The sequence below is a fragment of the Streptomyces swartbergensis genome (genome assembly GCF_002148965.1).
In the GTDB taxonomy this organism is placed as follows: Bacteria; Actinomycetota; Actinomycetes; order Streptomycetales; family Streptomycetaceae; genus Streptomyces; species Streptomyces swartbergensis.
Genome location: NZ_NGFN01000277.1, coordinates 1 through 11,417, shown reverse-complemented (window position 1 = coordinate 11,417; position 11,417 = coordinate 1). Strand labels below are relative to the sequence as shown.

Genomic DNA, 11,417 nt, shown 5'->3' with positions numbered 1-11,417 from the left:
GTCCCCCTCCCTCTGCCCCTCCGCCCGCCACGCTCCGGGTCACCCGGCCGCCTGCGCCCCGGCGGTCTTCCTCTGGGCGTTGAACTCGGCGACATTGCGCTGGTGTTCGCCGTAGTCTGCGGTGAAGCGGGTGTCACCCGGCCTGACCGTGACGAAGTACAGCCAGTCGCCAGGGGGTGGGTTGATGGCGGCGCTCATGGCCTCCTCGCCGGGGTTGTCGATGGGGGTGGGCGGCAGGCCCATGCGCTGGTACGAGTTGTAGGGGCTGTCGATGCGCGTGTCGTTCGCCGTCGCCCGCAGGGTGGAGCGGCCCAGCGCGTAGTTGATGGTGGAATCCATCTGGAGCGGCATACCGCGTTCGAGGCGGTTGAAGACGACCCGGGCGACCTTGCCCATGTCGGCCCTGGTGGCCGCCTCCGCCTGGACGATGCTCGCGATGGTGACGGCCTGATAGACGTTCATGGCGTTGCGCTGCGCCCCCGCGGCGATGGGCGCGCCGTTGAACTTCTCGTTCGCGGTGTCGACCATCAGGGCCAGAAGCTTCTCCGGAGTCGTCTTCTCCTGGAGCGGATAGGTCGCCGGGAAGAGGTAGCCCTCCGGATTGCCCTCGGCGTCGTTCGGCAGTTTGAGGGCGGCCTTCGCCAGGGACTTCTTCGTGCTGCCCGCGGGCAGGGCGAGGGCCTTGTCGACGGCGGCGTAGACCTGGCTCGCCCGCCAGCCCTCCGGGATCACCAGAGTCGTGGGCCGGCCGTCCTCCTCGGGCCCCAGGGTCAGCAGCGGCACCGCCACGGCGGTACCGACCACGACGGCTCCGGTCGCGACGAGGGCGATCCGGCCCCGGCGCGTCAGTCGAATCGTGCTCCGTGGCGGAGTGTTCTTCTGCATGCGGGCACGGTAACCCTTATATCCTCATAAACCCGGCATATTTTCATCTTGTCGGTTCCAGTTGGGCGTCCCGGCGTACGAGCGCCGCGTACCGGCCGTGCCGCTCCAGCAGTTCCTCGTGCGTACCGAGTTCGACCGCGCGCCCCGAGTCGAGGACCACGATCTGGTCGGCGCCCCGGACGGTGGACAGCCGGTGGGCGATGGTGAGCGTGGTGCGGTCGGCCGACAGCGCGTCGATGGCGTCCTGCACGGCGGCCTCGGTCCGGGTGTCCAGGGCGCTGGTGGCCTCGTCGAGGATGAGGACCGGCGGGTCGCGCAGGATGGTCCGGGCGATGGCCAGGCGCTGCTTCTCGCCGCCCGAGAAGCGGTGGCCGCGCTCGCCGACGACGGTGTCGTAGCCGTCGGGCAGGGCGGCGATGTGGTCGTGGATCTGCGCGGCCTTCGCCGCCTGGTGCAGCTCCTCGTCGGTGGCGTCGGGCTTGGCGAAGCGCAGGTTGTCGGCGACCGAGGCGTGGAAGAGGTACGTCTCCTGCGAGACGACGCCGACCGCGCGCGCCAGGGTGTCGAAATCGAGGTCGCGGACGTCGACCCCGTCGAGGGTGACGCGGCCGCCCGTCACGTCGTAGAGGCGGGGCACCAGGTAGCCGAGCGTGGACTTGCCGGCGCCGGTGGGGCCGACGATCGCGAGGCTGCCGCCGGCCGGGACGGTGAGGTCGATGCCGTCGAGGACGGGGCCGCCCTTGTCGTCGTAGCCGAAGGAGACGTTCTCGAAGCGGACCTCGCCCTTGACCCGGTCGAGGCGGACCGGGTCCGCGCGTTCGGTGATGTCGATCGGCAGGTCGAGGTACTCGAAGATGCGCTGGAAGAGGGCGAGCGAGGTCTGGATCTGCACTCCGGTCGACAGCAGGCTCACGGCCGGGCGGAACAGGCCCTGCTGGAGCGAGACGAAGGCGACGATCGTGCCGATGGAGACCTGGGGGCCGCCCAGCTGGAGGGCCATGCCGGCGGTCCAGTAGATGACGGCGGGCAGGGCGGCCATGACGATCGTGATGACGGCCATGCGCCAGCGGCCCGCCATGTTCGAGCGCACCTCCAGGTCGACGAGTTCCTCGGACTCGTCGGCGAAGGACTTCGTCAGCGAGTCGGAGCGGCCCATCGTGCGGCCGAGCAGGATGCCGCTGACGGAGAGCGACTCGGTGACCGTGGCGGCCATGGCGGCCATCTGCTTCTGGCGCTGGGTCGTGATCTTCCGGCGTTCGTTGCCCACGCGGCGGCTGATCCACACGAACACCGGCAGCAACAGCAGCGAGACGACGGTCAGGCGCCAGTCGAGGACGACCATGGCGACGATCGTGGCCACCACGCTGGTGAGGTTGGAGACCAGGGAGGTCGCGGTGGAGGTGACGGTGGCCTGCATGCCGCCGATGTCGTTGGCGATGCGGGACTGCACCTCGCCGGTGCGCGTGCGCGTGAAGAAGGCGAGGGACATGCGCTGGAGGCGGCCGTAGACGGCGGTGCGCAGGTCGTGCATGACGCGCTGGCCGACCGTCGTGGAGATCAGCGTCTGGAGGACACCGAAGACGCTGGTGAGGACGGCGCTGAGGATCATGCCGAGGGCGAGCAGGCTGAGCAGGCCCGTACGCCCCTGGGGGATCGCGACGTCGAGGATCTCCTTCAGCAGGAAGGGCGTGGCGACCGAGACCAGCGACGCGGCGCCGACCAGCAGGCCGACGATCGCGAGGCGGCCCCGGTAGGGGCGGAAGAGCCTGAGGATGCGGCGGACCTGCCTGGGCTGTTCCGCCGAGTCGGCGGGTGCGGTCCAGGGGGCTTCGTGGTCGGGGTGCATGGGCTCCTTCGAGAGGGCGATACGGCCGGGGCGAGGACGGCGAGTCGGATCGTAGCTCATTGTTACCTATACTCACAATGAACATCATCCTGATATTGTTCCCGCATGACCTCCCCCGACTCCGACGGCCTGCTCGCCGAGCAGTTGCTGCGGCTCACCCGCCGGGTGCACCGCATCCAGAAGCGCCATCTGGAGCATCGCGACCTCGGCATCACACCGGCCCAGTCCCGGCTGCTGCGCACCCTCGCGCACTGGGGGTCGCCGCCGCGCATGGCCGACCTGGCCGAGCGCCTGGAGGTGGTGCCCCGGGCCGTGACCACGCTGGTCGACGGGCTGGAGGCGAGCGGCAAGGTTCGCCGGGTCCCGGACCCGGCGAACCGGCGGGTGATCCGCATCGAGCTCACGGACGACGGCCGGGCCGCACTGCGCGAGCTGCGGGCGGCGCGCAGGTCGGCCGCGGAGGAGATCCTGGCTCCCCTGACGGAGCAGCAGCGTGCGGCGCTGGGCGGGCTGCTGGACACGCTGATCGACGGGGCACCGGTGGGGTCCTGCTGACGCCCGGGATGGCGGCGCAGGGGGTGTCCGGAGGAGCATGCCGCAGACGCGGGTCCCGGTGCGCCGATCCGCGTCGATCAGGCGCCGCCGATTTCCTGCCACCTGACCCGCCGGACGGACCCTAGACTCCCGCCATGATCGCCGACCTGCAGTGCGTGGTGCTGGACTGCCCCGCTCCATCAGAACTCGCCGGCTTCTACCAGTCGCTCCTCGGCGGTGCCGTCAACCAGCCGGACCGGCGGTGGTCCCTGGACGAGGACTGGGCGACGCTGCACACGCCGTCCGGCTTCGTGCTGGCCTTCCAGCGGGTGGCGGACTACCGGCCGCCGCGGTGGCCGGATCCCGCCCGGCCGCAGCAGTTCCACCTGGACTTCGGTGTCGCGGAGCTGGATCGCGCGCAGGACGAGGTGCTGGCCTCGGGCGCCGAGGTGCTGGACGCAGGTGCGGACGGGCGGAGTTGGCGGGTGTACGCGGACCCGGCGGGGCATCCCTTCTGCCTGGTGCGTCACTGAACACACGAGGAGCCGCGGCCACCGCTCGCACTTCCCGAGCGGTGACCGCGGCTCACTCGCCTGCCGTCGTCAACTGGCGTCGGCGACGGTCTCCTTGGTCTTCTGCGCCGGAACCTCCGCCGGCACGGGCTCGTCGCCGGCCTCCAGGTCCTCGGCCACGGTTTCGCCGTCCAGCACCTTCTTGGCCCGCTCGATGTCCAGCGCGCCCTCCCAGCGGGACACCGCGAACACGGCGACGCAGTTGCCGAGCAAGTTCGTGACGACGCGCATCGAGTCCATGATGCGGTCCACGCCGAGCAGCAGGGCGACGGCTCCCGCCGGGATGGCTCCCAGGGACGAGGCCGTCGCGGACAGGGCGAGGAACGCCGAACCGGGGATGCCCGCCATGCCCTTGCTGGTCAGCATCAGCACCAGGACGACGGTGATCTGCTGGCCCAGGCTCAGATCCACGCCCACGGCCTGGGCGATGAACAGCGTGCCGATGGACAGGTAGAGCGAGGCGCCGTCGAGGTTGAAGGAGTAGCCCGTGGGCAGCACCAGCCCCACCGCGTCGTCGCGGGCACCGGCTCGGCGCAGCTTCTGCATCACGCGCGGCATGACCGACTCGGTGGACGCGGTGCCGAGCGCGAGGAGCATCTCCTCGCGGATGTAGCGCAGGAACTTCCAGAGGCTGAGCCCGGTCACCATCCGCAGGGCGACGGCGAGCAGCGCGACGAACAGCGCGGCCGCCACGTAACAGAGCACGATGAGCTTGGCGTACGTCTTCATCACGCCCAGCCCGTAGTTGCCGACCAGGTGGGCCATCGCGCCGAACACCGCGATCGGGGCCAGCCGCATGATGAAGCCGACGACCGTGAAGACGACCTCCTGGGCCTGGTCGATTGCGGGCAGGATCTTCGGCACTTTGGTGTGCCCGAGGTGCAGCAGGGCGGCGCCCACCAGGCAGGCCAGGATGAGGACTTGGAGCAGTTCGTTCTCGGCGAAGGCGCCGACGAAGCTCTCGGGCAGCGCGTTGAGGACGAACTCGGTCGTCGAGGGCAGTTGACCACCGCCCGTCGTCTGGTTCACCGCGGCGGCGTCCAGCGAGGAGGGGTCGACGTTCATGCCCTTGCCGGGCCCGACGACGTTGGCGGCGACGAGGCCGATGACCAGGGCGGCGGTGGAGGCGACCTCGAACCAGATGAGGGCCTTGACCCCGATCCGGCCGAACGCCTTCAGGTCACCGGCCTTGGCGATGCCGACGACGACCACGCAGAACACCAGGGGCGAGATCACCGTCTTGATGAGCCGGGTGAAACCGTCGCCGAGCGGCTGGAAAGCCGTGGCCGTATCCGGCCACAGCTTCCCGACGACGATTCCGAGGACGAGCGCGCAGAGGACCTGCGCGAAGAGTGAGGTACGCAGGGTGCGTGCGACGCGCCGCGGCAGGGACGGTACGGACGGTGGCACGGGGCCTCCTTGGGGGACGGGGCACACAGAGGCCGGAGGGGACTTCTGCGATACGGAAAGCGCCTTCCGTAGCCGTACACTCTGGAGGCTGTCTTGATCACGCACAAGACCGCAACGTTTCGGCCATGTAAAAGCGCCCTAAGTGACGCATGCCACAGAGGTCACACCGGCCCCCTCAGCAACGGTGGCGGTCCCCCGTGAGCACTCCCTGCACGGTGGTCAGCGTGCGGTCGTAGCAGCCGACGTGCGAGCCGTGGAGGCGGTAGCGCTCGCTCGTCCCGCCGACCGCGTGCCGCTGGTCGCGGGGCACGTTCGCCGTGTACGTGGCGTCTCCCGCGTAGGAGTCGTCGAGCCGTGACCACGCCGTACGGCGGCCGCCGCGCGTCTCGACGGCCGTGGCGCGGTCGCCGAGGGTCAGCACGGTGCGCAGCCGGTCGCCCGCGCCGAGGGTGGTCGTGCCGTCCATCGTGTAGGTCCGGTGGGTGCGGGTGGTGTGGGCCGGTCCGCGTCCGTCGACGGTCACGGACTCGTCGCCGGTCCAGGTGGCATCGAGGGCGTCGGTCGTCTCGCCGTCCACCCAGCGGTGCTCGGAGACGTTGGCGAGCGCACGGCTGACAGTGGTCGTGACGCGGCCGTGCGAGGTGTCGACGTATCCGGCGACGGTCAGCCGATGGGCGCCCTCGGTGTCGACCCGGTGCTCCGAACCCGGTGTATACGACGAGGAGTTGGCCAGGTCGTCCACCTTGTGCACGGTGAGCTTCCCGGGAACGTGGGCGCGCTGCTCGTCCTGCCAGACCAGGATGTTCACGGGGGTGCTCCAGCCGGTCTGCCCCTCGGGCACGCCGACGACCGACACCTCGACGCGGTGCGGGCGGCCGTCGTTGAGGAGCCCGGCGAAGGGGGTGAGGTCGTAGGTGATCGGCTTGATGTCGAAGGCGCGCGGTCCCGGGATCACGTACCAGAGGAACGGGTTGGACCAGCCGCCGGTCCACACGGTGGGGAACGGTGCGGCGATGCCCGCGAGCCGGCCGTCCACGCGGATCTGCACCTCGCGGTAGGGGCCTTGGCCCGCCGTGCAGGAGTACGGCGCCGGGTCGGGCACCGTCAGGTACCAGTACTCCTCGCAGCCGCCGCCGGAGCCGGTGGCGTACACCTCGGCGACGACGCGTTCGCTGTTGCGCGGGGTCGTGAGGGTGGTCGCGCCGTCGGCCCCCTGGTCGAGGGTGAGGACCCGGTCAGGGCTCGTCCCGTCGGGGCGGCCGTCGTAGAACGTCAGCGTGACCTTGACGTCGAGGACACCCGTGTAGGTGTCGTCGACGACGTTCCCGATGAGCATCTCGACGTCCTGGCGGCTGCGGAAGGTGTCGCTATAGCGGGTGACGTCCTTCTCCACCGACCACGCGATGCCGTCGGGCGAGGGCTGCGGTGTCGACGTGCGGAAGATCTCGACCCCGCCGACGTGGAGGTAGCCGAGCCGGTCGTACTGGCGCCCCTTGACCTTGCCGTCGAGCCGCAGCACCACCTTGCTCCAGCGCTCGCCGCAGTCGCCGGGCGGGGTGTACGTGCCCCGGTACGGGGTGAAGTCGCGGAACTGCGCCTGGGCGACGGTGACTTCACAGGACCTGCCGCCGGGCTTCGTGACGGGCGGGGCGGCCGTGACCGGGTCGTGCCAGTCGGTGCCGAACTCGGCGGGCACGTCGGCCGCACGGGCGGGACCGGTCCCGAGGAGGGTGCTCGCCAGGAGGGTCGCTCCGGCAAGCATGGACATGACGATCCGTCTCTTCATGGCGGTGTTCTACGGGGAGTCCGCCGCCTCCGCAATGAGCACCTGCCCGCCGCGCAGCCCTGTTCCCACCCCTGTCGGCCGGTTCCGTTCGGTGGGTCGAAAACCGGTTGCCCCCGACCACGTGGCGACGCGAACCTGTCACGGTTTGTTGCCGTCGGCCGAACCCCCATCCCCCTGACACGAGCCACTGGGACGTCATGCAGATTCAAGACCTTCCGTACCCCGACCCGGGCGTGCCGGACGCGCGTTCGGGTCCCCGATTCCTGTGGTGGCTCTTCCGGAATCAGCTGGACGGGCAGCTCAAGTCACTGGCCTGGGGGCTGCTGCACTTCGCCTCCGTCGCCGCGCTGCCGTTCTGCGTCGGTGTCGCCGTACAGGCCGTCGTCGACCGCTCCGGCGGGCAACTCGCCCTGGCGGGCGGCCTGCTGGCGCTGGCCTGCGTCGGCAACGCGGTCGGCGACACCTTCCTGCACCGCACCGCCGTCACCAACTGGATCACGGCGGCCGCCCGCGTCCAGCAGCTGCTCGCCCGCAAGGCCGCCCAGTTGGGCTCGGCGCTGACCCGGCGCGTCGCGGCCGGTGAGGTCGTGGCGGTCTCCACGGGTGACGTCGAGAAGATCGGCTGGTTCGTGGAAGCCTGGTCGCGGTTCACCGCCGCACTGGTCACCATCGTGCTGGTCTGCGCCGCTCTGCTCGTCTACCAGCCCGCGCTCGGCGTCGTCGTCGCCGTGGGGCTACCCGTGCTGGCGCTCGCCGTGCTCCCCCTGCTGCCCCGCGCCACCCGGCGCGCCGACGTCCAGCGCGAGAAGGCCGGACGCGCCACCGAACTCGCCTCGGACACCGTCGCCGGTCTGCGCGTACTGCGCGGCATCGGCGGTGAGGAACTGTTCCTCGACCGCTACCGCCGCGCCTCCCAGGAGGTCCGGCACGCGGCGGTGCGCAGCGCCCGGATGTGGTCCCTGATCTCCGCGATCCAGGTCCTGCTGCCGGGACTGCTGCTCATCGCCGTCGTCTGGTACGGCGTGCACCTGGCACGCCAGGGCCGGATCACCGTCGGCGAACTGGTCACCGTCTACAGCTCGGTGATGGTCCTCACCTATCCGCTGCGGCACTTCGAGGAGATCGCCATGGCGTACTCCTTCTCCCGGCCGTCCGCCAAACGGGCAGCGGGCGTGCTGGCGCTGGAGCGGGCCACGGACACCGCCGGGGCGCGCGGGGCCGACCTCCCCTCCGGAGACCTGTACGACCCGGACACCGGGCTGCTCGCGAACGCCGGCCTGTTCACCGCCGTGGTGTGCGGCGACCCGGACGCGGCGGGCAGGCTGGCGGAACGGCTGGGCGGGCACCCGCCGCAGGAGGGCACCTCGGTGCTGCTGGGCGGCGTGCCGCTCGACGAACTCCCGCTGGACTGTGCCCGTACGGCCGTCCTCGTCCAGGACAAGGACCCTGTGCTGCTGTCCGGCTCGCTGCGCGAACTGCTCGACGTACCCGCGTCGGGCGCCGTCGAACCGCGGGCGGCGCTGGCCGCCGCACAGTGCGACGATGTGCTGGCGGCGCTGGTGCAGGGCTCGGTGGACGCCGCCGATCCCATGGACGCGCGGATCACCGAACGGGGCCGGTCCCTGTCCGGCGGCCAGCGCCAGCGGCTCGCACTGGCCCGGTCGCTGATCACGGACCCGGAGGTGCTCGTCCTGGACGAGCCGACCTCGGCCGTCGACTCGCACACCGAGGCACGGATCGCGCAGGGCGTGCGGGAGCTGCGCGCGGGGCGCACGACCGTGGTGTTCACCTCCTCGCCGCTGCTGCTGGACCGCGCCGACCGGGTCGTGTTCCTGCACGACGGCGAGGTCGCGGCGACCGGCACCCACCGCGAACTGGTGCACACCGAGCCCCGCTACCGGGCGGTCGTCACCCGCGAGACGGACGACGAGGTGGCGCTGAGCGGTTCCGTCGCCCTGAAGGACGTCCTGCACGAACTGGAAGAGATCGAGGAGAAGGCATGATCGGCGTGGCGCCACCGGCGTACGACCCGGCGGCCCCGACGACGGCGAACACCCTGCCGGTCGGTGCCCCCACGACCGTCCGCGCCTACGTGGCCGAACTGCTGCGCCGGCACCGCCGGGCGTTCCTGCTGCTCGTCGTGGTCAACACGGTCGCCGTCGTCGCCTCGATGGCCGGTCCGTGGCTGCTGGGCGGAGTCGTGGAGCGGGTGTCCGACGGGGCGCGGGACCTGCGGCTGGAACTCACCGCGGGGCTGTTCGTGGCGGCGCTGGCCGTCCAGGCCCTGTTCGTCCGCCAGGTGCGGCTGCGCGGCGCGATGCTCGGCGAGCGGATGCTGGCCGACCTGCGCGAGGACTTCCTCGTACGGTCGGTCGGGCTGCCGCCCGGCGTGCTGGAGCGGGCCGGGACCGGCGATCTGCTGTCGCGGATCACCACGGACATCGACCGGCTGGCCAACGCCATGCGCGAGGCCGTGCCGCAGCTGTCGATCGGCGTGGTGTGGGTGGTGCTGCTGATGGGCGGGCTGGTCGTCACGGCGCCGCCGCTGGCGCTCGCCGTGCTGCTCGCCCTGCCGCTGCTGATCGTCGGCTGCCGCTGGTACTTCCGGCGGGCGCCGGCCGCCTACCGCTCGGAGGCCGCCGGGTACGCCGCCGTGGCCGCCGCGCTCGCCGAGACCGTGGACGCCGGGCGCACCGTCGAGGCGCACCGCCTCGGCGACCGGCGCGTCGCGCTGTCCGAGCGCCGGATCCGGGAGTGGACGGCGTGGGAGCGCTACACGATGTGGCTGCGGTCGGTGCTCTTCCCGGTCGTCAACGTCACCCACGTGACCGTGCTCGCCTCGGTCCTTCTGCTCGGCGGCGTGTTCGCCCTGCGTGGCTGGATCGACGTCGGCCAGCTCACGACGGGCGCGCTGATCGCCCAGATGCTCGTCGACCCGGTGGGCATGATCCTGCGCTGGTACGACGAGCTCCAGGTGGCCCAGGTGTCGCTGGCCCGGCTCGTCGGGGTCCGGGACATCGAGCCGGACGCCGGCGACCCCTCCGTGTCACCCGACGGACGCCATGTGCACGCCGACCGGGTGCGCTTCGGCTATGTGGAGGGCGTGGACGTCCTGCGCAAGGTGTCCCTGGAGGTCTCCCCCGGCACGCGGCTGGCCCTGGTCGGCCCCTCGGGTGCGGGCAAGTCGACGCTGGGGCGGCTGCTCGCCGGGATCTACGCGCCCCGGGACGGCCGGATCACCCTGGGCAGCGCCGAGCTGTCCCGGATGCCGGCGGAACGCGTCCGCGCCCACGTCGCCCTCGTCAACCAGGAGCACCACGTCTTCGTGGGCTCCCTGCGCGACAACCTCCGGCTCGCCCGGACCGGCGCCGGCGACGCCGAGCTGTGGGCGGCGCTGGGCGCGGTCGACGCGGACGGCTGGGCCCGGGCGCTCGACGACGGCCTGGACACCGAGGTCGGCTCGGGCGGCCTGACTCTCACTCCCGCGCAGGCCCAGCAGATCGCCCTGGCCCGCCTGGTGCTGGCGGACCCGCACACCCTGGTCCTGGACGAGGCGACGTCCCTGCTCGACCCGCGGGCCGCCCGCCACCTGGAACGATCCCTGGCCAAGGTCCTCGACGGCCGCACCGTCGTCGCCATCGCCCACCGCCTCCACACCGCCCACGACGCGGACGTCATCGCCGTCGTCGAGAACGGCCGCATCAGCGAACTGGGCAGCCACGAGGAACTGGTGGCGGCGGGCGGGGCGTATGCGGCGTTGTGGAGGTCGTGGCACGGGTGACAGCCGGTGACGACTGTGCCGTGCCGAGGGTGACAAGGACGTCGTGAGACGCGGGGCCTCGTTCCGGGCCCGGCCGGGAGGGCACGGCGTCCCGAACGACCTGCCCTCTGCGCGGGGTCCGGCCCGGGCGGGTCCGGCCCGGGCGGGTCCGGCCCGGGGCCGGTCGGTTCCGGGGCCCGGTCGGTTCCGGGGCCCGGTCGGTTCCGGGGCCCGGTCGGTCCCGGGGCCCGGTCGGTTCCGGGGCCCGGTCGGTTCCGGGGCCCGGTCGGTTCCGGGGCCCGGTCGGTTCCGGGGCCCGGTCGGTTCCGGGGCCCGGCTCCTATAGGTCCGGCACCTGGGCCGGTCCCACCTCCCGGACGGTCCGGCCTGCGGCACGTGGGCCGGTCGCCTTCCGGACGGTCCCGCCTCCGGCACTGGGTCGGTCCCACCTTCCGGACCATCCGGCCTCCGGCACCACTGCCGGTCCCACCTCCCGGACGGTCCCGCCCCGTACGCCCGCCTCCAGTGGGCACGCCCCGGGCGTCCGCCTCGTGGACCCGCCTCCGCGGGTCCGGCCTCCGGGGGTCCGGCCTCTGGGGGGCCTCCCGGGGTCCCCTCCGGGGG

At 72.0% G+C, this 11,417-nt stretch carries 8 protein-coding genes; 4 read left to right on the top strand and 4 right to left on the bottom strand.

Annotated elements, in window-relative coordinates; genetic code table 11:
• Positions 1 to 39: 39 nt before the first annotated feature.
• Both mltG and CA983_RS32345 read right to left on the bottom strand, forming a co-directional pair.
• Positions 40 to 885 carry an endolytic transglycosylase MltG gene (gene mltG / locus CA983_RS32350; RefSeq protein WP_086604356.1) on the bottom strand — a complete coding sequence of 282 codons (846 nt, stop codon included), beginning with the start codon at positions 883 to 885 and terminating at the stop codon, positions 40 to 42.
• A gap of 43 nt (positions 886 to 928) precedes the next feature.
• Positions 929 to 2,731, bottom strand: coding sequence for an ABC transporter ATP-binding protein (locus CA983_RS32345; protein ID WP_086604355.1), 1,803 nt, complete (start codon positions 2,729 to 2,731; stop codon positions 929 to 931).
• A gap of 105 nt (positions 2,732 to 2,836) precedes the next feature.
• On the opposite strand from CA983_RS32345, the gene CA983_RS32340 reads away from it, so the two are divergent.
• Together CA983_RS32340 and CA983_RS32335 are read left to right on the top strand one after the other, a co-directional pair.
• Positions 2,837 to 3,286: a MarR family winged helix-turn-helix transcriptional regulator gene (locus CA983_RS32340; RefSeq protein ID WP_086604354.1), complete on the top strand. Its 450-nt coding sequence runs from the start codon at positions 2,837 to 2,839 to the stop codon at positions 3,284 to 3,286.
• Between the two features lie 134 nt (positions 3,287 to 3,420).
• Entirely contained in the window at positions 3,421 to 3,798 is a 378-nt protein-coding gene (locus CA983_RS32335) for a VOC family protein (RefSeq protein WP_086604353.1), read from the top strand.
• Positions 3,799 to 3,867: 69 nt separating this feature from the next.
• Here the strand turns inward: CA983_RS32335 and CA983_RS32330 are convergent, their stop codons facing one another.
• Positions 3,868 to 5,247 carry a cation:dicarboxylate symporter family transporter gene (locus CA983_RS32330; protein ID WP_086604352.1) on the bottom strand — a complete coding sequence of 460 codons (1,380 nt, stop codon included), beginning with the start codon at positions 5,245 to 5,247 and terminating at the stop codon, positions 3,868 to 3,870.
• Between the two features lie 175 nt (positions 5,248 to 5,422).
• Positions 5,423 to 7,033 carry a peptide-N4-asparagine amidase gene (locus tag CA983_RS32325; RefSeq protein ID WP_208637087.1) on the bottom strand — a complete coding sequence of 537 codons (1,611 nt, stop codon included), beginning with the start codon at positions 7,031 to 7,033 and terminating at the stop codon, positions 5,423 to 5,425.
• A gap of 197 nt (positions 7,034 to 7,230) precedes the next feature.
• Here CA983_RS32325 and CA983_RS32320 point away from each other — a divergent pair, with 197 nt between their 5' ends.
• Positions 7,231 to 9,036 carry an ABC transporter ATP-binding protein gene (locus CA983_RS32320; RefSeq protein WP_086604351.1) on the top strand — a complete coding sequence of 602 codons (1,806 nt, stop codon included), beginning with the start codon at positions 7,231 to 7,233 and terminating at the stop codon, positions 9,034 to 9,036.
• Positions 9,033 to 10,814 (top strand): ABC transporter ATP-binding protein, encoded by a 1,782-nt coding sequence (locus CA983_RS32315; RefSeq protein WP_086604350.1) that lies wholly within the window; start codon positions 9,033 to 9,035, stop codon positions 10,812 to 10,814. Before CA983_RS32320 ends, CA983_RS32315 begins: the two co-directional genes overlap by 4 nt.
• Positions 10,815 to 11,417: the final 603 nt, after the last annotated feature.